We start from the raw sequence: 21,541 nt of genomic DNA, 5'->3' as shown, positions 1-21,541 counted from the left end.
CTCCCCAGCGCGTCCCCGGCCGTGCAACCCTGCCCGTCATGGAGCGGATCATCGAGGAGATACGCGAGGACCTGGACCGCCGGATCGGCATCGCGGCGGACCGGCTCGCCGACCGGACCCTGACCGAGGATCCCGCCTACGCCGCCCGGCTCGGGCGGGCCGAGCTGCGCGAGCGGATCCACCTCACCCTGACCCAGGCCGTCGACGGCCTGGTCCGCGGCGCCCGGGGGCTGCCGGCCGAGCTGGCCGGCGCCCGCGCCACGGGTGCGCTGCGTGCCGAACAAGGGGTGCCGCTCGCCTCCTTGCGGCGGACCTACCGGCGGGGCGGGCGGCTGCTGTGGCAGAGCCTGACCGAGGCGGTTGCCGCGCACGACCGGGCGGAGCTCCCGGGGCTGCTGCCGGGCGCGATGGCGCTGTGGGACGTACTGGACCAGATGACGGACGCCGCGTCGGAGGCGTACCTGCGGACCGAGGCCGAACGCGGCGAGCGCGAACGGGAGCTGCGGGCGGCCCTGTTGGACACGCTGCTCGACGGCGGTGGCACGGCCGGCGGCACGGCGGCGGCGGCCGGGCGGCTGGGACTGGCGGACCGGGGCCGCTTCGCCGTGGTCGTCCTCGCCCCCGGCACCGGCACCCCGGGCACCGACGGACCGCACACCGCACCGGCCACCGGACCGGGGACGGCCGCCGCGCCGGTCACGGCCGCCGGGAGGCCCCGGGGCGGTCCCGGGCCGGGGGCGGACGTGGGTGGGCCCCGGGTGCTGTGGCGGGTGCGGGCCGACGGGGAGACCGGCCTCGTCGACCTCGGCCACCATCCGCTGGACTCGCTGCGCGAGCTCCTCGCGCCGCTCGGGGTGCCCGCCGGGATCAGCCCGGTGGTGTCGGCGCCGGCCGCGCTGGCCGGCGCCCGCCGGCTCGCGGCCCTCGCCCTGCGCACCGCCCCGGCGGCCTCCGCTCCCGGCGCCGTCCTGCTGGACGAGCGGCTGCCGGCGGCCCTGGTGGCGGGCGACCCGGAACTCGCCGGCCGGCTGCGCGAGGTGGTGCTGGGCCCGGTGCTGGCGCTGCCCCCGGAGGACACGCGGGTACTGCTGGACACCCTCGGCACCTGGCTGGCCTGCCGCGGCTCGACGACGTACGCCGCCCAGCGGCTCTACTGCCACCGCAACACCGTCTCCAACCGGCTGCGCCGCCTGGAGCAGCTCACCGGGCGCGCCCTGTCCGACCCGGCGCACGTGGTCGAACTGGCCCTGGCCCACGCGGCGGTGACCCAGCGGGCCGCTACCCCCGCGGCGCCCCCGCCTCCCGCCCCTCGCGGGGCTCCGGGTGCCGCGCCGACTCCAGCAGGTACGGCACGTCGATCACCGCGACCCCCGGGGTGAACAGCAGCCGCGCCTTGAGCCGCAGCGCGTTCTGGTTGTGCAGGGGCTGCTCCCACCAGTGGCCGACGACATATTCGGGGATGACCACCGACAGCACGTCGGTGCCCTCGGCGGCCGCCTGTTCCTCCACGTACGCCATCACCGGTCCGACCACCTCGCGGTAGGGCGAGTGCAGGATCTTGAGCGCGATGCCCGGGTCGTGCTCGCCCCAGGCCTGGCGCAGCCGCTGCGCGTCCTCCTCGTCGGCGGCGACGGACAGGGCGGTCAGGGTGTCGGGCCGCAGCCCCTGGGCGTAGCCGAGGGCCTTGAGCGTGGGGGCGTGGACGGAGGCGACGAGGACGATGACGTGGTGGCGGGACGGTTTGCGGGGCTTGATCCCGGGGGCGACGGTGACCTGGCGGGCGACGACGTCGTAGTGGCGGCGGACGCCCTTCATGCCGATGAAGAGCGCGGGCATGGCGATGACGACCAGCCAGGCGCCGTGCGTGAACTTGGTGATGAGGACGATGACCAGGACGACGGCGGTCATGCAGGCGCCGACCGCGTTGATGGCGAGGCGGCGGTGGATGTGGACCCGGTCCCCGCGGGGCGTGCCCGCCGAGGCGAGCGTGCGCCGCCAGTGCCGGACCATGCCGGCCTGGGAGAGGGTGAAGGAGACGAAGACGCCGATGATGTAGAGCTGGATGAGGCGGGTCAGTTCGGCGTCGAAGGCGACGATGAGGGCGATGGCGGCGAGGGCGAGCAGCACGACGCCGTTGGAGTAGACGAGCCGGTCGCCGCGGTTGTAGAGCTGGCGGGGCGCGTAGCGGTCCTTGGCGAGGATCGAGGCGAGCATCGGGAAGCCGTTGAAGGCGGTGTTCGCGGCGAGGATCAGGACCCCCGCGGTGACGGCCTGGAGCAGGTAGAAGAGGAAGTGCCAGTTCCCGAAGGTGGCGCGGCCGATCTGGGCGAGCGCGGTGGACATCGGGGTGCCGGGGGGCAGTCCGAGTTCGGTGGGGTCGGCCGCGACGTGCACCTGGTAGGTCATGGCGAGGACGGTGATGCCGGAGAACATCGTCACGGACAGCACGCCCATGGCGGCGAGGGTGGTGGCCGCGTTCCTGGCCTTCGGCTTCTCGAAGGCGGGGACGCCGTTGCTGATGGCCTCGACACCGGTGAGGGCGGTGCAGCCGGAGGCGAAGGCGCGCATGGCCAGGAGGACCACGGCGAAGCCGGTGTAGGTGCCGACGGCGTGGATCGGCAGCTGGGCGGACTCGGCCCGGATGGTCTCGCCGGTCCCGATGCGGACCGCGGCGACTGCGAACATCACGTAGATGACCAGGACGAATCCGTACGTGGGGATGGCGAAGACGCGGCCCGACTCGCGCACGCCGCGCAGGTTCATCAGGGTCAGCAGCACCACGAAGGCGACGGACAGGGCGACTTCGTGGTCGCTGAGGGAGGGGATCGCGGAGGTGATGGCGTCGACCCCGGAGACCACGGAGACGGCGACGGTCATCACGTAGTCGACGAGCAGGGCGCTGGCGGCGGTGAGGGCGGCGGTCGGTCCGAGGTTCTCGGAGCTGACGATGTACGCGCCCCCGCCGCCGGGGTAGGCGTGGCAGGTCTGCCGGTAGGAGGCGATCACGACGACCAGCAGGAAGACGATGGCGGCGGCCGCGTACCAGGTGAGGTGGAGCAGCGCGACCCCGCCGAGGGCGAGGATCAGCAGGATCTCCTCGGTGGCGTAGGCCACGGAGGAGAGGGGGTCGCTGCAGAAGATCGGCAGCGCCAGCCGCTTGGGCAGCAGGGTCTCGCCCAGGCGCGCGGTGTCGAGGGGCTGACCGACCAGCACGCGTTTCAGATTGATACGCCTCATTCCGGCATGATCGTCCATTGGTGCCCGATTCGGCGGGAAGCGGCCGGTCCGTCCGGCCGCCGTCGGGCTCCCGCAGGGCCCCGCGGGGCCTGCGTCGGGCCGCCGTCCGGCCCAGTGGCGATCTTGAAGGCCTGCTGCGATGGTGATCACGTCGGCCGTCCGCGCGCCACGCGTCCGGACGGCCGCCCGAACGAAGGAGGACGGCCATGCAGGCATCCGTCTATCTGGCCTACGACTACCCCGTGCTGGGCGCGTTCTGGACGGTGATGTGGATCTTCCTCTGGGTCCTGTGGCTGGTCCTGCTCTTCCGCATCATCGTGGACCTCTTCCGCGACCACGAGATGAACGGCTGGCTGAAGGCCCTCTGGCTGCTGTTCCTGATCCTGATCCCGTTCCTGGGCGTCCTGGTCTACGTGATCGCCCGCGGCAAGAACATGGGCAAGCGCGAGATCAAGCACGCGCAGGAACAGCAGGAGGCGTTCAACAGCTACATCCGCGAGACCGCGGGCGGCTCCGCCAAGAGCACGGCGGACGAGCTGGCCAGACTCTCCGAGCTCAGGACCAAGGGCGATCTGACCGAGGCCGAGTTCCAGCAGGCCAAGCAGAAGCTGCTCGCCTGAGCCCCGCGCGCCGCGCGGCGGGGGCCGGATCCACCGGGATCCGGCCCCCGCCCACGGCCCCGTCCCCCGCGGACGGGCGGCCTCACATCCGGGCGGCGGCGCTGCGGATGGCCTCGCGGATGCGGAAGTAGGTGCCGCAGCGGCAGATGTTGGCGATGGCGTCGATGTCCTCGTCCGTCGGCTCGCTCGTCCGCCGGAGCAGCGCCACCGCGGCCATGATCTGGCCGGGCTGGCAGAAGCCGCACTGGGCCACGTCCTGCTCCAGCCAGGCCTCCTGCACGGGGTGCAGCACGTCCCCGTCCGCCAGGCCCTCGATGGTGGTGACCCGCTTGCCCGCGCAGGCGGAGACGGGCACCACGCACGGGCGGACGTCCGTGCCGTCGAGGTGGCTGGTGCAGGCCTTGCAGACGTCCACCCCGCAGCCGTACTTGGGGCCGGTGACGCCCAGCATGTCCCGGAGCACCCACAGGAGGGGCAGGTCGTCGGGCGCGTCGACGGTGACGCTGCGCCCGTTGACGGTGAAGGTGTGCGAGGGCACGGCGTGCTCCAGTCGGTCAGCGCGGGTAGGGGGTGAAGTCGACGTCGAAGTCGAGGGGGAAGCTGCGCGGCTTGGAACCGGTGGCGCGGGCCCAGGCGTTGGCGATGGCGCCGACGGCGGCAGGCACCCCGAGCTCGCCGGCGCCGCCCGGATCGGTCCCCGTCGCCGGGAGCACGAAGACCCGTACGTCCAGCGGGGTGTCACGCTGCTTCGCCCAGTGGAACTGACTGTAACTGCCCTCCAGCGGGAGCCCCTTGTCCAGGTGCAGCCCGGCCCGCAACGTGGTGGAGATCGCGTCGGTGAGGCCGCCGATCATCTGCGCCTCCAGGCCGCTCGGGTTGACCGGCAGGCCCACGTCCACCGCGATGACCGCCCGGGTGACCCGCACGTGCTCCGGATCGCGGGTGTCGATCTCCACCAGACAGGCGGTGCGGGACTTGTACTCCTCGTGGAAGGCGATGCCCTGCGCGCAGCCGGCCGGCAGCGCCCGCCCCCACTCCCCCTCGGCGGCCACCTTGTCCAGCACCGCGCGCTGGGCGTCGGTCTTCAGGAAGGTGCGGCGGAAGCGGTACGGGTCCTTGCCCGTGGCGGCGGCCAGCTCGTCGACGACGATCTCCTCGGCGCCCCGGGTGTTGGCCGAGTAGACCGAGCGCCAGGACCCGGTGGGGATGCCGGTGGGCACCTCGTTCAGCGTCTGGGTGGTGAGCCCGAAGTGGTACGGGGACTTCACCGTGGTCAGGAACAGGGTCTGCGCGAGGGTGGCGTTGCCGATGCCCGACGGCAGGCTCGCGGCGGTGGCCGTGATGATCTCGCCGAGTCCGTGCCGGAAGTCGGTCTCGGCGGCGGCGACCCGGTGCTCGAAGCTGAGCACCTCGCCCAGCAGGTGCGTGGCGCGGATCCGGTGGTGGGTCGCGGGGCGCATCCGGCCGTGCCGGGTGTCGTCGACGCGGGTCCACATCAGCTTCACCGGGCGGCGGCAGGCCTTGGAGATCCGGGCGGCCTCCAGGGCCGCGTCGAAGAACAGGCGCCGGCCGAAGGAGCCGCCGGCCTGGACCACGTGCACCTTCACCTTGTCCAGCGGCAGCCCGAGATCGGCGGCGATGGTCTCGCGCGCCACGATCGGGGACTTGAGCCCGGACCAGATCTCGGCACGGTCGTCGCGTACGTCGGCCACGGCGGAGTTGGTCTCCATCGGGGCGTGGCTGACGAAGGCGAAGTCGAACTCGGCGTCCACGTACGGGGTGAGCAGCGGCGGCACCAGCAGCGGCGGGGTGGCGGCCCGGAGCCTGGTGCGGATCTGCGCGTCCGAGAGCTGGTCGGCGGGGCCGGGGCCCCAGACCACCTGGAGGGCGGCCTTCGCGTCCAGGGCCTGCCCGAAGGTCTCGGCGACGACGGCGACCCCGGTCGGGACGGTGACCACGTGCAGGACCCCGGGCATGGCCCGGACGGCGGCGAGGTTGGACACGCCGCGCACGGCGCCGCCGAGGGTGGGCGGACGGCGCACCACGCAGGGCTTGGCGCCGGGCACGTCGAGGTCGAGGGTGTACTTCTGGGCTCCGGTGACCATGGCCCGGGCGTCGATGCGGCGGGTGGGGGTGCCGACGAGGGCGTGCCGTGCGGCGGGTTTCGGGGAGGCCCCGAGGACGATCAGGCCGGGCGCCGCCGCCTCCGCGGAGAGGCTGCCGTAGTCGGCGGTACGGCCGTCGGGGGCCCGTACGACGCCGCCCGCGGTGGTCAGGCGGGAGGCGGGCAGGTTCCAGCGGGCGGCGGCCGCCGCGACCAGGCGGGCGCGGGCTCCGGCGGCGCACTGGCGGACCGGGCCGTACAGGGAACGGATCGAGTTCGAGGAGCCGGTGAGCTGGTTGAACAGCAGCTCGGGGCGCGCGTCGTCGAGCTCCACCCGGACCGAGCCCAGGGGCGCGTCGAGCTCCTCGGCGACCAGCATGGCCACGGCGGTGGTCAGCCCCTGGCCGACCTCCTCGCGCGGCAGCCGGAAGCGGATCGTGCCGTCCGTCTCCACCGCGAGCGCCAGCAGGGCGGAGGTGGGGGCGCCGGCCAGGATGAACAGGTCGCCGAGGTCGACCAGGTCGGCGACGGCGGGCAGGGTCGGGATCACGGCGTGCGCGGGCTGCGGCGCGAGCACGTCGGCGCCCGCCCGGGTGATCAGCGCCAGGGTCGGCGCCGCGACGAGGTAGGTCAGGAAGGAGCGCCGGCTGCTCCCGGTGGCCCCCTGCCCGTCGTCGGAGGGACGTGCGGAACCGGTCGCGGTCGCCCCGCTCTGTTCGGCCATCTGGTCGTGTCCCCGCCCTGCCCCCGGCCCGCCGCTCGGACCGCCACCGGCTCATTACCGACACGTAGAGTAGCGATCACGCGAAGGAGTGGGAAGTGCGGGGCGCAGGTGACCTCCGTGACCACGAACCGCGCCCGGCGCACACCCGGTTCGGACCTCACGAGGGCGGGGGGCTCCCCCTTTCGAGGGATCCCCCGGAGGGGGTGATCGCGGGCTCACCCGGAGGTCGGGCGGTGCTCAAGGCCCCGCACACCTCGTCCGTACGCTCGAAGGCCCCGCCGGAAGGGTCCGTTTCCGGACGTCGGTGTGCGGCCCGCGGGCGGGGTGGGCGCAGGGACCTCCCAGGTCCCCCGGTCGGCCGGGCCCGTACGCGGGTGACCGGATTCGTTCGTACGCGTGCCGGGAGCCCGGAAGGCCCGAGGCATATGCCAGGAGCAAGGCCTGTACGGATGTTGCCAAACGGCTTACGGCCCGTCGCGGGCTGTGCCACAGTCGTAGCCGGTCCTTCTTCCGGACCTGGCCGTGACGCGTTCTCATCGCCGCGCCTGCATCGGAGTGCCCATGCCGTCCCATCTGTACGCGGACCGCCCCGCGCAGCCTCCCGAGCCGGGACCGGTGGACGCCCTGATCTCCCGGACCCGGCGGCTGCGGGGCGACGTGGACGCGGTCCGCCGCGACACCGTCGTGGACGAGGACGACCCGCGGGGCCGCTGGCAGCGCGCGCTCTGCGACCTGGCCGTACACCAGCTCGACGACCTCGGCGAGCACCTGGGCCAGCTCCGGGAGGGGCTGCCGCCCGTCCCCGAGTCCTCCGGGCTCCCCCCGGCGGCGCCCGGGACCACCGCCGAGGACCGGCAGACCCGGGTCGGCAGCGCCGAGTGGAACCTGCTGACGGACGAGGTCACCTGGTCCGAGGAGCTCTTCCAGATCTTCGGCCGCCCGCCCGAGGCCGGCCCGCTGCCCCTCGACGAGCTGGGCTCCACCCTCTTCTCCGAGGACCAGCCCCTGCTGACCGCCATGGTCACGGACTGCCTGGTCGACGGGAAGCCGATCGACGGCGAGTTCCGCATCGTCCGGGCCGACGGCCGCGTCCGGACGCTGCACATGAGGGGCGAGCCGGTACTCGACTCCGACGGCTGCACGGCCACGATGTGGGCCGTGCTCCGTGACGTGAGTGAACTGCGCCGGAGCCAGCGGGCGGTGCGCGAGTCACAGGACTCGCTCCAGCGCCGGCAGGAGATCGCGCGGACCGAGCACCGGCTGGCGGTCGAGCTGCAGGAAGCCGTGCTCCCCCCGTGGCGCGGCTCCCTGCGGTTCCCGCACGGCAGCGCCGCCGCCATGGACGTGGCCGCGCACTACCTGCCCTCCGCCACCGGCTCGCTGATCGGCGGCGACTGGTACGACGCCCTCGAACTGCCCGACGGCCGCTCCCTGCTGACGGTCGGCGACCTGACCGGGCACGGGGTGAGCGCCGCGTCCGGCATGGCCATGATGCTCGGCGCCCTGCGCGGGATGGCCATCGCCGGGATCGAGCCCGGCCCCCTGATGGGCTGGCTGAACCGGCTGCTGGAGGCCTCCGTACAACCCGCCCTGGGCTCGGCCCTCTGCTGCAGCTACGACCCCGCGCGCCGGGTGCTGTCCTGGGCCCAGGCCGGGCACCCCGCGCCGCTGCTGTTCCGGTGCGGCCGGGGGCGGGCGCTGCGGCCGCCGGAGGGCGTGCTGCTGGGCGCGACCGCGGGGGCCGCGTACGGGCAGGCCGAGGAGCAGCTCGAACCGGGCGACGTGCTCGTCCTGCACACGGACGGACTGGCGCCGCAGGGCATCGGGTTCGGCCGGCCGGACGGTACGGAACGCCTGCTGGCGCTCGCCCCGCGGTTCCTGGCGGCGCGCTCGGCGCAGGACTGCGTACGGCTGGTGACGGAGGAGTTCGGGGAGGGCGAGCGGGAGGACGACGCCTGCGTCCTGGTCGCCCGGATCGGCGGCTAGGACACCGGCACCGCGTACCCGCCCGCGCCCCGTCGGCCGACGGACCGCAGCCCCGCGACCACAGGCTGGGGGCCGCGCCCGGAGCGCGGCCCTTCGTCGTTCCCCGTGCCTTCGGCGTTCCCCTTCCCCTCCGCGTCCGTTCCCATCCGCTCCCGTTCGGTGGCACCCCTCCCCCTCTACGCCTCCGTCCCGCGGGCGACCCTCGGCGCGGGCGCGTCCGGCAGGGCCATCTTGATCTCCTCGCGCAGGTCCTCGATCCGGGCGTAGCCGGCGTACTGGCCGGTCAGCCGGTACATCTCGCGCAGCCGGTCCCAGGTGCGGTGCGAGCTGGTCTCGCTCATGGAGACCAGGGCCAGCCGGGCGTAGCGGTCGGCCTGCTCCGGGTCGTCGGCGATGAAGCAGGCCGAGGCCATGGAGATGTAGTCGAAGGTCTGGGAGCGCTGGTAGCCCTCGCCGCGCAGCCGCAGCGCCTCCCGGGCGTGGCGCGCCGCCACCGGCGCCGCCGTGGCGTCGTGGTCGGCGAGCGTCCGGTACGCCAGGGCCTGCATCCCGTGCAGGTCCGCCTCGTCGAAGTGCTGCATCCACGAGGGCGGCGGTACGTCGCCCTTGTCGGACACGAACAGCTCCTCGGCCTCGCCCAGGGTGCGGCGCATGGCCTGGCCCTTGCCCATGGCGGCCTGCGCCCAGGCCTCGATGGTGTGCAGCATGGCGCGGGTGCGCGGCAGGGTCTGCTCGCCGGAACCGGACTGGGCCAGCTTCATCAGGTCCAGGGCCTCGTTCGGCTTGCCGAGGTGGACCATCTGCCGGGCCGCCCGCGAGAGCGCCTCTCCGGCGCGCGGGCGGTCGCCGCCCTCCCGGGCCGCGTGGGCCGCGATGACGAAGTACTTCTGCGCGGTGGGTTCGAGGCCGACGTCGTGCGACATCCAGCCCGCCAGCACCGCCAGGTTGGCCGCCACCCCCCACAACCTGCGCTGGAGGTGGTCGGGGTGGTGGTAGGCGAGCATGCCGCCCACCTCGTTCAGCTGGCCCACGACGGCCTTGCGCTGGAGGCCGCCGCCCCGGGAGGCGTCCCAGGCGCGGAACACCTCCACGGAGCGCTCCAGGGCCTCGATCTCCTGGGAGCCGATGGGGGCGGCCTCGTAGCGGTCGTAGCCCGCCGGATCGGCCTGGTGGGGATCGCCGAAGCCCTGAGCGCGCTTGGCCGCGGCGGGGTCGGAGTGGAGCCAGTCGTACATGGCGTTGCTGAGGGCTGAGCCGGCGGTGAGCGCGGCTCCCGCGCCCATCAGGCCGCGACGGTTGAGCATGAGGTCCATTCCCGTGAATTCGGTGAGGACCGCGGCTGTGCGTTCGGGCGCCCAGGGCACTCCGTCGGGGTTCTCCTTCACCCCGTCCGGCTGCCGTTTGGTGGTGCGCCGCTGCCGTACGAACCCGAGGTCCTCGATGGTCACGACACGACCGAGCCGCTCGGTGAACAGTGCTGCCAGTACCGTGGGCACCGGCTCGCGCGGGGTCTCCCCCATGTCGATCCAGCGCCGCACCCGCGAGGTGTCGGTGGCCAGTTGGTGGTGGCCCATGGCCGCCGCCTGCCGGTTGACCATCCTCGCCAGTTCGCCCTTGGACCAGCCGGCCAGGCCGAACAGGTCGTTCAGACGGGTGTTTGGACCTTTGCTCACGTCAAGCCCCCAGGTTCTCGGCTGAGTTGACAGTAGCCCCCTGTCAGATCCCCGTGGACTATTCGCCAGGGTTCGCCAGGGCACGCCCCATGGTTCGCCAGGGACCACCGGGTGTCAGGTAGGAATGCGCCTCCCCGACCCGGTTCACCGGCGGAACTCCCCAGGGTGAAGTACGGGATCCGGCGGGGCGGCGTACGCAACTCGTCGGCGCACGAAGGGAACCGTAAACGCCATGTACGCAGCAACGTCCTCCGTGTCCGCCCCGGTCCGTCCGCACCGCACCCTCCAGGCAGGGGGCGGCCCGTACCTCGAACCCGGCCGCGCGGCGGCCCCGGCGCAGGGCGCCGGCGCCGTACGGGCGCGGCGGATGCCGGGTACCGGATCCCAGCCGCCCAGCGGAAGAATCGACCTGTCGGGGCCGCAGGGGGCGCAGCTGCGCACCGCGCTCGCCTCGGTGCAGCGGATCTGTCCGGAGTTCGCACCGGTACAGGTCCTGCGGCGCAGCGGCCGGTCGGTCCTGCTGGTGGGAACGACCGGGCGGATGACCGCCGTCGCGAAGGTTTTACTGGACCACTCGCCCGAATGGCGCGAGCGGTACCGGCACGAAATAGCGACGTACCGGACCTTCGTCCGGCACCGTCCGCCGGTACGGGTGCCCCGGCTGATCGCCGCCGATCCGGAGAACTGCGTACTGATCGTGGAGCGCATGGCGGGCCGGGTCGCGGCGCTCCAGCGGCACCCGGTGGACGCCCCGCCCCGGGCGGACGTCCGGGCCGCGCTCGGCGCGGTGTGCCGGGTGAACCAGTGGCGGCCGCCGACCGACCTGTTCGGGCACCCGGTGGACTACGCGCGGCGGATCAGCCGGGACCACGAGCTCGGGCTGCTGCCCGACCGGGACTTCGGCGACCTGCAGAAGCTGCTGCACGGCCTGCGGCCGGCGGGGGTCCCGTGGCAGTTCAACCACGGCGACGCCCTGCTGTCGAACCTGCTGCTCTCCCCGGCGGGTCCGGTGCTCCTGGACTGGGAGCACGCGGGCTGGTACCTGCCCGGCTATGACCTGGCCACGCTGTGGGCGGTGCTGGGTGACGCCCCGGCGGCGCGCGGTCAGATCAGCCGGCTCGCCCAGTCGGCCGGTCCCGCCTTCCGGGACGCCTTCCTGGTCAACCTGATGCTGGTGCTGACCAGGGAGATCCGGATGGCCGAGACCGCGGTGCAGCGGTCGATGACGGCCGCCGCGCCGGCGCAGCCGCTGCCCGCGGGGGCCCTGTCCTCCGGGGAGGAGCAGCGCCTGCTGCTGCGCCGCCTGCACGACGACGCCGGGATGGCGCGCAGAGCGGTCAGGGCCGCGGTCGGCACGCGCTGACCCCGCCCCCCATGACGCGAAGTCCCGTGGCTCCCACCGCCACGGGACTTCGCTCGTGTGCGTACGCCGCGGGGCGGATCCTCCTTCCCCCGCGCGGGCGAGGCGGATCGCTCCGCCGGGGGATCCGCGGGCCCGGGGGCGGCTGCGATCTTCGGAGGGCACCCCTGAGGACGCCTGCCACAGGAGGACACCGTGCCCGTACCCCTGATCGACGTCCGGCCGTCGGGCCGGCGCCTGCGCGCCGCCTGGCGGGCCGCGCACGCACCGGTGCCCGGGGTCCCGCGCTGGGCCCGGACCGCCGCGTACGCCGTCCCGTTCGCCGTACTTCCCTCCGGGATCTGGCGGCTCGGCCTGCTCTTCGCCGACGATCCCGAAGGAGCGCGGTCGGACCTGCCGGGGTGGATCCCGATGCGGGTGTACGTGGTCGCCCTGACGCTCTTCTCCGAGCTGCTGGCCTTCACCGCCGTCGGGCTGGTCGCGGCGTGGGGCGAGCGGCTCCCGCGCCGGCTGCCGGTCCTGGGCGGGCGGCGGATACCGGTGGCGGCCGCCGGGATCCCCGCCGCCCTCGGCGCCCTCGCGCTGACCGTCCTGTGGTGCTTCGTCGCGTGGAGCCAGGCGGCCGGGACCACCGTCACGGGAGAGCCGCTGCCCGCCGACTTCCCCAGCGAGGCGCAGGGTTTCGCCACCGTCTGGTTCTACGCCTGCTACACGCCACTGCTGTTGTGGGGCCCGCTACTGGGCGTCGCCACGGTCGGGTACTGGACGCGGCGGCGCCGGATGCCTTGACATCACATGATCCCCCGAAGAGTTTTCTGACTCGGCATCAGACATGTCGGAACCACCCCCTTCCCTCCCTCCCGCCGGAGCCCGCCCATGTCCGCAAGTGCTTCACGCACCTCCCCCGCCGCCCTCCCGTCCAGGCGGACCGTCCTGGCCGGGACCGGGGCCGGGGTGCTCGCCGCCTCCGTGCTCCCGTCCGCCGTCGCGCGGGCGGCCGACGGGCCGCCGCTCGGCGAGTACGACGTCGTCGTGGTCGGGTCCGGGGCCTCCGGGATGACCGCCGCGCTCACCGCCGCCGGGCGCGGGCTGAGCGTCCTGGTGGTCGAGAAGGCCCCCACCTTCGGCGGGTCGGCCGCCCGCTCGGGTGCCGGGATCTGGCTGCCCAACAACTCGGTGATCCTGGGCGCCGGGGTCCCGGACACCCCGCAGAAGGCCGCGACGTACCTCTCGGCCGTCGTCGGCCCCGACGTGCCGGCCGACCGCCAGGCGGCGTTCCTGGCGAACGGGCCCCGGATGCTGGACTTCGTCATGGCGAACAGCCCGCTGAGGTTCCGCTTCATGGACGGCTACAGCGACTACTACCCGAACCTGCCGGGCGGGCTGCCGAACGGCCGGTCCATCGAGCCGGACCAGATCGACGGGAACCTCCTGGGGGCGGAGCTGGCGCACCTGAACCCGGCGTACATGCCGGTGCCCGCCGGGATGGTGGTGTTCAGCCAGGACTACAAGTGGCTGAACCTCGCCGCGGTCAGCGCGAAGGGGCTCGCGGTGTCCACGGAGTGCCTGGCGCGCGGCGCCAAGGCCGCGCTGCGCGGGGAGAAGCCGCTGACCATGGGCCAGGCCCTGGCGGCCGGGCTGCGGGCCGGGCTGCTGCGGGCGGGGGTGCCGGTGTGGCTGAACAGCCCGCTGGTGGACCTGGTGCAGGAGGGGCCCGACGGTGCCGTGACCGGGGTCGTGGTGGAGAAGGAGGGCGTACGGGGCGTCGTACGGGCGCGCAAGGGGGTGGTCGTCGGCTCGGGCGGCTTCGAGCACAACGCGCAGATGCGGGCGCAGTACCAGCAGCAGCCGATCGGCACCGAGTGGTCGGTGGGCGCGAAGGAGAACACGGGCGACGGGATCCGGGCCGGGCAGCGGGCGGGCGCCGCGCTGGCCCTGATGGAGGACGCCTGGTGGGGCCCGTCGATCCCGCTGCCCGGCGAGCCGTACTTCTGCCTGGCGGAGCGGACCCTGCCGGGCGGTCTGATCGTGAACCGGGCGGGGACGCGCTTCGTGAACGAGGCCGCCCCGTACAGCGACGTGGTGCACGTGATGTACGAGAAGGACCGGGCGGGGGCGGGTTCCCACATCCCGGCGTGGCTGATCGTGGACCAGAACTACCGCAACAGGTACCTGTTCAAGGACATCCTGCCGACGCTCCCCTTCCCCGACGCCTGGTACGAGGCGGGCGCGGCGAAGAAGGCCTGGACCTGGGACGCCCTGGCGGGCCAGATCGGGGTGCCGGCGGCCGCGCTGCGGGCCACGCTGAACCGCTTCAACGCCCAGGCGTGGAACGGCACCGACACCGACCAGCACCGGGGCGACACGGCGTACGACCACTACTACACGGACCCGGCCGTGCAGCCGAACTCGTGCCTGGCCCCGGTCTGGGTGCCGCCGTTCTACGCCTTCAAGATCGTGCCCGGGGACCTGGGCACCAAGGGCGGGATCGTCACGGACGCCCGCGCCCGGGCGCTGCGGCCCGACGGTTCCGTGATCCGGGGTCTGTGGGCGGCGGGCAACGCGAGCGCGGCGGTGATGGGCCACAGCTACGCGGGGGCCGGATCGACGATCGGGCCCGCGATGACCTTCGGCTACGTGGCCGCGAACGACATCGCGGACGCCTGACCGCAGGGGCGGCGGCGCCGGGCCGGCGCGAGCCGGCCCGGGAAGGGGCTAGCCCTGCTGGAAGAGCTCCGCGGGCAGCGGCTTGAGCAGCGCGTAGAGGTCGTCGGTGATGGGACGGTCCCAGCTGGCGATGGTCACGAGGACGTTGTCGCTGCGGTCGAACTGGACGCAGGAGATCCGGCCCTCGGAGAGCTTGACCTTCCGGACGATGAGGAGGTTGTCCCCCTGCATGACGGGGCAGTCCTCGGAGCCGGTGACCTCGACCTCCTCGTCGTTCTCCAGGGCGGCGAGGAGCTGGGCCACCTCGAAGGGGACCTGGCCCTCGGCGAGGTCCCTGGCCGGGGATCCCTCGGGGAGGTTGCCGATGATCATCGCGGGGCCGCGTCCGCCGAACAGGTCGTAGCGGAGGAAGACGCCCTGGCAGCTGCCGTCGGGAGCGGGCAGCAGCCCGGCCCCGAGGTTGCCCGGCCAGTCCCCCGGGTCCATGGCCAGGACGTCGAAGTCCGGGCCGGCGGGAGTGGCGGCACGGTGGCGGCGGAGGAAGGACATGCCGCCATGGTACGTGGCCGCGGCGGTTTTCCGGCCCCGGGGGGCCTCGTCCGGGCGAAGGCCCCGCGAAGGGTCGGCGACGGCCGCGAGACGGGTCGGCGACGGGCCTCCCGGACGCCCCCCGCACCGGCCCGGGGATTCCCGGACCTGCACGTATGGACCGTCCGACCGCTGTACTCCTTACCGTCCGGGCGGAGCGGAGGCGGGCCGCCGCTCCGGACCCGGAAGCACGCTCCCTTTCCCGCCACAGCCCCGCTCACTGGCTGTATCTTGCTGTCCGTCCCCACCACCGGTCCGGCCGTCCTCCGTACGACGACGCGACGACTACCGGAACGGCGCTGAGGATCTTGTGACCGGGGGGCACGGCGCCCCTCCGTGAGTGCAGACGGATCTGCCCTTCGGACGTATGGGAGCACAGACAGATGGCGGAGTCTGTCCTGTCCCTCGCCACGACGCTCGCCCGCATACGGGCGCTCGCCAAGGAGAGGCAACTGGACCTCGACGAGATCCTGGACGCGCAGGCCCTCGCGGCACGCACCGGCGTACCCACCGGGGTGACGGCCGCGCTGCCGCGGGGCGAGGAGTTCGCGGCCTGCTTCGGCCACGTACCCGCCTTCCCGACGGACCACTGCGGTCCGGTCTCCATATCCACCCGGGGCAGACCCCTCAGCCGTACCCAGGAGACACTGCTCCTTGGCATGATCACCTCGATGCTGCCCGCCGAGGAGGTCCGGTGAACGTCTCTCGCTCCATGCGCAAGCTCTGCACCGCGCTCACCGCGTCGCTCGACCTGGAGGCCCCGGTCGATCCGCAGACCCTCTTCAGGGCGCTCTGCGACGCCATGAGCCGCACCCGCGGCGGCCGGCCCATCGTGCTGCGCTTCGAGCGCTTCCCCACCGAGCTGACCACCTCGGGACTGTGGCTGAACATGGAGGAGTACGACATCGTCGTCGTGGAGAAGTACACGACCCCTGACCACCAACTGGTCATCCTCGGGCACGAGCTGTGGCACATGAAGGCCGGCCACTGCACCGAGCACGGACGCGGGGCGGCCGCCGCCGCCCGCTCCCTGCCGGACGCCTCGGACCTGACCTACGCCAGCGTCGCGGCGCGCTCCCACTACGAGGACGTCCAGGAGATCGAGGCGGAGAGCTTCGGCCTGATGCTCGGCGACCGGTGCCGGCCCTGGCTGGTGGGCGGCGACGGCCCGGGCGCGGTGCGCCGCAACGACGTCGCGGGGCGCATCGGCAACGCGCTCGGCTACCGCGGACCGATCGGTTGACGGTGAACTCCGACAAGTACTACATCCCCTACCTCATCCCGGCCGCGATCCTCACCCTGGCGTTCGCGATCCGGCTGCCCGTGATGATGAGGTTCTGGCGCATCGATCCCAACGTGCGTTCCGTGGGCGGCCTGCTGCTGCTGGCCTCCGCCGTCTTCTACTGCGGCCGCCCCAAGACGCTGGGGGCCATGAACCGGGCGACGGGCGTCGCGAACATCGCGGCGCCGGTCCTGTACACGCTGCTCACGCTGTTCTGCGCCTCCTGCCTGGTGATGATCATCCACTGGCGGGGCGGCGATCCACGGCGCGTGCGGCGGACCAGCTGGACGATCGGGATCGTCTACTCTGCGGTCGTCGCCGGGCTGTGGATCACCTTCGCGTTCGCCGACGCGCCGGTCGAACGCCTGCGGGACCTGGACACGTACTACGCCAACACCCCCTGGATGCGCGAGCACATCCTGCTCTACCTGGGGGCCCACACCATCGCCTGCGCGATCACCTCGGTGGTCACCTGGTCCTGGCTGCGCCAGGTCTCGGGCTGGCTGCGCGCGGGCCTGGTGCTGCTGGTCATCGGCTTCATCCTGAACCTCTGCTACGACACGGTGAAGCTCATCGCCGTGTTCGCCCGCTGGAGCGGCCACGACCTGGACTGGCTCAGCACCTACGTCGCCCCGCCCATCGCCGCCGTCTGCGCGCTGTTCATCGCGGTGGGCTTCATCCTGCCCCACGCGGGCGAGGCCCTCCAGCGGATCGGGACCGACTACTACCACTTCCGCTGCCTGGTGCCGTTCGTGAAGGAGCTGGAGCCGCTCGACACCGGTTCGCTGCGGCTGCCCCGGCGCTCCCCCATCAGCCGGCGCCTCGTCCAGCGCAGGACCCAGATCAGCGACGGGCTGCTGCGCCTCCAGCCGTACATGGAACCCGCGGTCCGGGAGCGGGCCCTCGCCGAGGCCCTGGCGCGCAGGGAGGCACCGGCCCAGGCGGCGGCCACCGCCGACGCGGTCGCCGTGGTCGCCGCGCTGCGCCGGATGCACGGCGGCGCCGAAGCCGAGGACGCGGCCGAGGCGGGCCAGACCAAGGCCCCGGACCTGGTCGCGGTCTCCAAGGCACTGCGCCGGTCGCCCGTCGTCACCTCCTTCCGCGCCCGTTCCGGGCCGGCAGACCATCCAGAGAGCGTGAGTTCATGAGCAGCACCGCACCGTCGTCACCGGGTCCGCGCACCGCGGTCGTCATCGGCGGCAGCCTCGCCGGGATGCTGACGGCCGCCGCGCTCGCGGAGTTCGCCGACGTGGTCGTCGTGGAACGGGACGCGCTGCCCGACGGCCCCCTGCCGCGCCGGGCGCTGCCGCAGGCCCACCACGCGCACCTGCTGTGGTCCGGCGGGGCGGCGGCCATCGACCGGCTGCTGCCGGGGACCATCGGCCGGCTCATGGACGACGGCGCCCACCGAATAGCGCTGCCGACGAACATGGTGGGCTTCTCCCCGGCCGGCTGGTTCCGCCGCTGGGCCGAGGCCTCCCACTACGTGGTCGTGGCCAGCCGCGACCTCCTCGACTGGCACGTCCGCCGGGCCGCCGGGGCCCTGGCCCGGGTGGGCGTCGTCGACCGTACGGAGGTGCTGGGCCTGGAGGGTGGCGCCCGCCGGGTCACGGGGGTCCGGGTGCGCGAACGGGGCGGCGCGGAGCGGGTCCTCGCGGCGGACCTGGTGGTCGACGCCTCCGGCCGGTCCTCGCGCGCACCGGCCTGGCTGAGCGGGCTCGGCCTGGCGGAGCCCGCGGTGCGGACGGTCGACCCCGGTCTCGTCTACGCCAGCCGGATCTTCCGCGCCCCCGCGGACCTCGGGAACGCCTTCCCCGTCATCGTGAACGTGCAGGCCGATCCGCGCGAGCCCGGTCCGGGCCGCTCGGCGACCCTGGTGCCGATCGAGGGGGACCGCTGGCTCGTCACCCTGTCGGGGACGCGGGGCGGCGAACCCACCTCGGATCCGGAGGCGTTCGAGCGCTTCGCGCGGGAGCTGCGCCACCCGGTCGTCGGCCAGCTGATCAGCGGGACGGAGCCGCTGACGGACGTGGTCGTCACGCGGACGACCGTCAACCGCAGGCACCACTACGAGAAGTCCGCGCTGCCGGAGGGGTTCGCCGTCATCGGGGACGCCGTCGCCGCCTACAACCCCGTATACGGGCACGGCATGTCGGTGGCCGCGCAGAGCGCCCTCGCCCTGCGGGCCGTGATCGCCCGGCACGGATGGTCCGCCGACGGGCTCGGCGCCCGCGTGCAGAAGGCCGTCGCCGGGCCGGTGGGTGCCGCGTGGGCGCTGTCCACCGGCAACGACGTCTTCTACCCGGGTGCCACCGAGGGCGGTCCGACGCGGGCCGAGCGGGTGGCCGCCGCGTACGTGCGGCGGCTGCTGCACACGAGTACCGGCAACGGGCGGGTGGCGCGCGCCGTCACCGACGTGATGACCCTGGAGCGGCCCGCGGCCCGGCTGTTCACCCCGCCGGTGCTGCTGGCCGCCGCGCTGGGCCCGCGCCGCGCGCAGCTGACCGGGCCGCCGCTGGCGGAGGCCGAGCTGGCGGCGCTCGCGGCACTGCGCGGGTGAGCGGCGGCGCCGCGTAGCGGTGCCCCGCCGGCGGGCCGCGTCCGGGTCAGACCGGTGGGACGAGCGTGAACCAGTACGGGAGCAGCCCCGCGTCCCCGGTGACGCGCGGTTCCCGGGCGGGCCTGCGCCCCCAGAGGTGGAGCATCAGGTCCGAGGCGGTGGCGGCGAGCTCGACGTGCGCGGGGCCGTCACCGCCGGGTTCCAGGCGGACCTCGTCGCCGCGGAACTCCACCGTCCAGCTCTCGGGGCCGTCGGTGCGGCGGAAGCGGTAGCGCTCCCCGTCCCCGGCGGGGGCCGGTTTCCAGCCGCGCCGGGCGGGGGCCATCACCTCGAAGGTCTGGCTCACGGCGTCGGTCGCCAGCTCGGGGTCGAAGGGGGCCGGTTCCCCGGTGACGTCCTCGGCGTCCCAGCGGTGGACGGCCTGTTCGATGGTCTGCATCCGCAGCCAGAAGCCGCTGGTGCGCTCCGCCGACCAGGTCCACACCGGGACGTCGGGGCCGAGCCCGTCCAGTACCTCCGCCAGGCCGCGGGCGGCCTGCGCCGACCAGTCGAGGAGTTCCCCGGGCACGGGGCCCAGGGTCGGGGTCCGGTCGGGCAGCGGCCAGGCGGCGCGGACCGCCGGGTCGGCGGGGAGCCCGTAGAGGGACGGGTCGGTGGGATCAGGCGCGGTGGTGAGCCGCTCGCGCAGGACGTGGGTGAGGAGCCGCTGGACGCTGCCGAGGTGTCCGACGAGGTCGGCGACCGACCAGCCGGGGCACGCGGGGACGAGGGGCGGCCGGCTGCCCGCCCCGGCCGCGCGCCGCACGGCCCGGTCGAAGGCGGCCGCTTCGGCCAGGAAGATCCTGATTCGGGTTGAGTGATCCATACGGGCCACCGTGCCCGGCGGCGGGCCACGCGGCCCCGGCTTGAGCCGCGGGCGAACGCCCGCGGCTCAGTGTGCGCCACGGGCGAACGCCGCGAGGGCGTCGGACAGGCCGTTCAGGTCGGTGCCGAGCTTGCGGCAGACGGCGGACAGTTCGGGGCCCGGCGTCGGGACGCCCCGTACGGCGTCCTCCGCGGCGCGCAGTTCCTCCGGGGTGGGCTCGTCCTCCCAGGAGGAACCGCAGGGCAGGGCTCCGCCGAGGGCCAGGAGCCGTTCGGCGGTGCTCGCCGCGAGCGAGTCGGCGCCGCACTCCCGGCTGGTGATCAGCGCCCGGGTGAGCAGTTCCCGGTCCCCGCGTTCGGCGCCCAGGGCGGCCAGGGCGAGGGCGAGTTCGTAGCCTGCGGGCGAGCGGGACAGCAGGGCCACGGCCTCCGCGAGGAGGGCGGTGCGCTCGCCGGGGGCGTCCGCCACCTCCGCGCGGACGCGCAGGGCCTGGCCGATGGCGGAGGGGGCGCCGAAGGCACGGGCGCGGCCGAGGGCCTCGTCGGCCAGGGCGCGGGCCGCGGCGGGGTCCTCGGGGGCCACGGCGCGGGCCAGGAGGAGCTGCCAGGGGCACCAGGCCGGATTCTGGATGCCGCGCGGGGTGAGCCGGCGGCCGACCTCTTCGAGTGCCGCGGTCGCCGCCTTCGTCTCGCCCCGGGCCAGCAGCAGTTCGGCGTGGACGGTCTGCGAGTCGGGGAAGACGACGGCGGCGGGGAAGGGCTCCCCGTACCCGTGCTCGCGCGCGAGTTCCCAGGCCTCGTCCACCCGGCCCCGGGCGACCAGGGTGGTGAGGAGGATGGCGATGGCGTACCAGTGCACCGGCGTACGGCGGCCCACGCGTTCGGCGAGCCGCAGGCCGGCGCGGGCCAGTTCCTCGGCCTCGGCGAGCTGCCCGCGCCGGTAGCGGATGTAGGCGCGCAGTCCGTACGCGAAGGACAGGTGGGCCCCGCGCCAGCCCTGCCGTTCGAACTCGGCGGTGCCCGCGGCGAAGAGCTCCTCGGCGCGGCCCGGCCGGTCGGCGTACATGTGGACCATCGCGGTCAGGACCGGGACCTCGAAGCCGCGGTCGGCGTAGGCCCAGCTGAAGGGTTCCGCGAGGACCCGGCGCGCGTGGTGCAGGACCGTCTCGACGCTCTCGCCGCGCAGGCAGGCGTCCCAGGCGCGCAGGCCTATGACGTACCGCTCGGTGAGGTCGCGCCCGCCGAGGCGGTCGGCCAGTTTGGCGAGCCGGCGCGAGCGGGCCGGGGAGTCTGTCTCGGCGGCGTCGAAGGCGTCCCACATGAACTGCTCGGACTGCAGGCGCAGCCGGGCGCGGGCGTCCGGGGTGTGGGGTATCTCGCGGGCGAGGAGTTCGGAGGCCTCGGAGAGGTGGTCGCTGTGGGCGAGGACCTGGGCGAGCCGGATCACGATGCCCTGGCGCAGGGCCGGGTCGTCGAAGGGTTCGGCGAGGGCGGCGCGCAGGTGGTTGACGGTGTTGGCGGGTTCGGTGAGCAGGGAGGCGCAGCCGAGTTCGTAGAGCACGGCGGCGCGTTCGTCGAAGTCCGGGGGTTCCTGCAGGGCGCGGTCGAGCTGGCGGCGGGCGGCTTCGGGGGCGCCCGCGCGCAGGTTCTCGGCGGCGGCCTCGCGCAGGGTGCGCACGACCCAGGGGTCGTTCTCGGGCTGGGTCTCCAGGAGGTGGCGGGCGGCGGCGGAGGGGCCGAGTCCGGCGTCGACGACGGCGGCCGCGGCCTTGCCGTGGAGGGCGACGCGCAGGGCGTCGGGGATGGCCCGGTAGATGCCGGTGGCGAGCAGCGGGTGGACGAACTCCAGCGGGGGGTCGCCCTCGGGGTCGCCGTC

Annotated in this window: 17 protein-coding genes; 10 read left to right on the top strand and 7 right to left on the bottom strand. The window is 74.1% G+C overall.

Annotated features, from left to right (window positions below):
- Positions 1-38: 38 nt before the first annotated feature.
- Complete coding sequence (locus SLAV_RS33010; protein ID WP_030231474.1) at positions 39-1,379, top strand: PucR family transcriptional regulator; 1,341 nt, start codon at positions 39-41, stop codon at positions 1,377-1,379.
- Here SLAV_RS33010 and SLAV_RS33005 read toward each other — a convergent pair.
- Positions 1,279-3,237, bottom strand: coding sequence for an APC family permease (locus SLAV_RS33005; RefSeq protein ID WP_030231477.1), 1,959 nt, complete (start codon positions 3,235-3,237; stop codon positions 1,279-1,281). The genes SLAV_RS33010 and SLAV_RS33005 overlap by 101 nt on opposite strands.
- Positions 3,238-3,443: 206 nt before the next feature.
- Here SLAV_RS33005 and SLAV_RS33000 point away from each other — a divergent pair, with 206 nt between their 5' ends.
- Entirely contained in the window at positions 3,444-3,857 is a 414-nt protein-coding gene (locus SLAV_RS33000) for an SHOCT domain-containing protein (protein ID WP_030231479.1), read from the top strand.
- 82 nt (positions 3,858-3,939) lie between these two features.
- Here SLAV_RS33000 and SLAV_RS32995 read toward each other — a convergent pair whose 3' ends face one another.
- Together SLAV_RS32995 and SLAV_RS32990 are read right to left on the bottom strand one after the other, a co-directional pair.
- Complete coding sequence (locus SLAV_RS32995) at positions 3,940-4,395, bottom strand: (2Fe-2S)-binding protein (RefSeq protein WP_030231481.1); 456 nt, start codon at positions 4,393-4,395, stop codon at positions 3,940-3,942.
- A 16-nt stretch (positions 4,396-4,411) separates the two neighbouring features.
- A complete protein-coding gene (locus SLAV_RS32990; RefSeq protein ID WP_030231484.1) occupies positions 4,412-6,685 on the bottom strand; it encodes a xanthine dehydrogenase family protein molybdopterin-binding subunit in 2,274 nt (757 codons plus the stop codon).
- Between the two features lie 561 nt (positions 6,686-7,246).
- On the opposite strand from SLAV_RS32990, the gene SLAV_RS32985 reads away from it, so the two are divergent.
- Positions 7,247-8,671: a PP2C family protein-serine/threonine phosphatase gene (locus tag SLAV_RS32985; RefSeq protein WP_030231486.1), complete on the top strand. Its 1,425-nt coding sequence runs from the start codon at positions 7,247-7,249 to the stop codon at positions 8,669-8,671.
- 176 nt (positions 8,672-8,847) lie between these two features.
- Here the strand turns inward: SLAV_RS32985 and SLAV_RS32980 are convergent, their stop codons facing one another.
- Complete coding sequence (locus SLAV_RS32980; protein ID WP_030231488.1) at positions 8,848-10,344, bottom strand: DNA-binding protein NsdB; 1,497 nt, start codon at positions 10,342-10,344, stop codon at positions 8,848-8,850.
- A 232-nt stretch (positions 10,345-10,576) separates the two neighbouring features.
- Between SLAV_RS32980 and SLAV_RS32975 the strand changes: the two genes are divergently transcribed.
- From SLAV_RS32975 to kstD, 3 genes are all read left to right on the top strand, one after another.
- A complete protein-coding gene (locus tag SLAV_RS32975) occupies positions 10,577-11,707 on the top strand; it encodes an aminoglycoside phosphotransferase family protein (RefSeq protein ID WP_030231490.1) in 1,131 nt (376 codons plus the stop codon).
- A 192-nt stretch (positions 11,708-11,899) separates the two neighbouring features.
- Positions 11,900-12,493: a hypothetical protein gene (locus SLAV_RS32970; RefSeq protein ID WP_199922177.1), complete on the top strand. Its 594-nt coding sequence runs from the start codon at positions 11,900-11,902 to the stop codon at positions 12,491-12,493.
- Positions 12,494-12,580: 87 nt separating this feature from the next.
- Positions 12,581-14,371, top strand: a complete 1,791-nt coding sequence (gene kstD / locus SLAV_RS32965) for a 3-oxosteroid 1-dehydrogenase (protein WP_030231495.1) — start codon at positions 12,581-12,583, stop codon at positions 14,369-14,371.
- A gap of 48 nt (positions 14,372-14,419) precedes the next feature.
- Here kstD and SLAV_RS32960 read toward each other — a convergent pair whose 3' ends face one another.
- A complete protein-coding gene (locus SLAV_RS32960) occupies positions 14,420-14,920 on the bottom strand; it encodes a hypothetical protein (protein WP_030231498.1) in 501 nt (166 codons plus the stop codon).
- Between the two features lie 422 nt (positions 14,921-15,342).
- Between SLAV_RS32960 and SLAV_RS32955 the strand changes: the two genes are divergently transcribed.
- Genes SLAV_RS32955 through SLAV_RS32940 form a run of 4 tightly spaced genes read left to right on the top strand, consistent with a single transcriptional unit; the run spans position 15,343 to position 18,801 of the window.
- Complete coding sequence (locus SLAV_RS32955; RefSeq protein WP_030231501.1) at positions 15,343-15,657, top strand: hypothetical protein; 315 nt, start codon at positions 15,343-15,345, stop codon at positions 15,655-15,657.
- 14 nt (positions 15,658-15,671) lie between these two features.
- Positions 15,672-16,202, top strand: coding sequence for a hypothetical protein (locus SLAV_RS32950; protein ID WP_030231503.1), 531 nt, complete (start codon positions 15,672-15,674; stop codon positions 16,200-16,202).
- Positions 16,203-16,204: 2 nt separating this feature from the next.
- Entirely contained in the window at positions 16,205-17,389 is a 1,185-nt protein-coding gene (locus SLAV_RS32945) for a DUF6545 domain-containing protein (protein ID WP_037687525.1), read from the top strand.
- Positions 17,386-18,801: an NAD(P)/FAD-dependent oxidoreductase gene (locus SLAV_RS32940; protein WP_030231507.1), complete on the top strand. Its 1,416-nt coding sequence runs from the start codon at positions 17,386-17,388 to the stop codon at positions 18,799-18,801. Before SLAV_RS32945 ends, SLAV_RS32940 begins: the two co-directional genes overlap by 4 nt.
- Before the next feature lie 46 nt (positions 18,802-18,847).
- On the opposite strand, the gene SLAV_RS32935 is transcribed toward SLAV_RS32940, so the two are convergent.
- Positions 18,848-19,666 (bottom strand): maleylpyruvate isomerase family mycothiol-dependent enzyme, encoded by an 819-nt coding sequence (locus tag SLAV_RS32935; protein WP_030231509.1) that lies wholly within the window; start codon positions 19,664-19,666, stop codon positions 18,848-18,850.
- Positions 19,667-19,732: 66 nt separating this feature from the next.
- On the bottom strand, positions 19,733-21,343 hold the full coding sequence (locus SLAV_RS43410) for a tetratricopeptide repeat protein (RefSeq protein WP_335341803.1): 1,611 nt from the start codon (positions 21,341-21,343) through the stop codon (positions 19,733-19,735).
- Between the last annotated feature and the right edge of the window lie 198 nt (positions 21,344-21,541).

The sequence above is a fragment of the Streptomyces lavendulae subsp. lavendulae genome (assembly GCF_002803845.1).
Lineage (GTDB): Bacteria > Actinomycetota > Actinomycetes > Streptomycetales > Streptomycetaceae > Streptomyces > Streptomyces lavendulae.
The sequence above is the reverse complement of the archived record's forward strand: the minus strand, read 5'-3'. Positions and strand labels throughout refer to the sequence as shown.

What these genes read in the sequence shown, in the direction of transcription:
- SLAV_RS33010 (WP_030231474.1), top strand. Translation starts at nt 39, where the DNA reads ATGGAGCGGATCATCGAGGAGATACGCGAGGACCTGGACCGCCGGATC.
- SLAV_RS33005 (WP_030231477.1), bottom strand. Translation starts at nt 3,237, where the DNA reads ATGAGGCGTATCAATCTGAAACGCGTGCTGGTCGGTCAGCCCCTCGAC.
- SLAV_RS33000 (WP_030231479.1), top strand. Translation starts at nt 3,444, where the DNA reads ATGCAGGCATCCGTCTATCTGGCCTACGACTACCCCGTGCTGGGCGCG.
- SLAV_RS32990 (WP_030231484.1), bottom strand. Translation starts at nt 6,685, where the DNA reads ATGGCCGAACAGAGCGGGGCGACCGCGACCGGTTCCGCACGTCCCTCC.
- SLAV_RS32985 (WP_030231486.1), top strand. Translation starts at nt 7,247, where the DNA reads ATGCCGTCCCATCTGTACGCGGACCGCCCCGCGCAGCCTCCCGAGCCG.
- SLAV_RS32975 (WP_030231490.1), top strand. Translation starts at nt 10,577, where the DNA reads ATGTACGCAGCAACGTCCTCCGTGTCCGCCCCGGTCCGTCCGCACCGC.
- kstD (WP_030231495.1), top strand. Translation starts at nt 12,581, where the DNA reads ATGTCCGCAAGTGCTTCACGCACCTCCCCCGCCGCCCTCCCGTCCAGG.
- SLAV_RS32960 (WP_030231498.1), bottom strand. Translation starts at nt 14,920, where the DNA reads ATGTCCTTCCTCCGCCGCCACCGTGCCGCCACTCCCGCCGGCCCGGAC.
- SLAV_RS32955 (WP_030231501.1), top strand. Translation starts at nt 15,343, where the DNA reads ATGGCGGAGTCTGTCCTGTCCCTCGCCACGACGCTCGCCCGCATACGG.
- SLAV_RS32950 (WP_030231503.1), top strand. Translation starts at nt 15,672, where the DNA reads ATGCGCAAGCTCTGCACCGCGCTCACCGCGTCGCTCGACCTGGAGGCC.
- SLAV_RS32940 (WP_030231507.1), top strand. Translation starts at nt 17,386, where the DNA reads ATGAGCAGCACCGCACCGTCGTCACCGGGTCCGCGCACCGCGGTCGTC.
- SLAV_RS32935 (WP_030231509.1), bottom strand. Translation starts at nt 19,666, where the DNA reads ATGGATCACTCAACCCGAATCAGGATCTTCCTGGCCGAAGCGGCCGCC.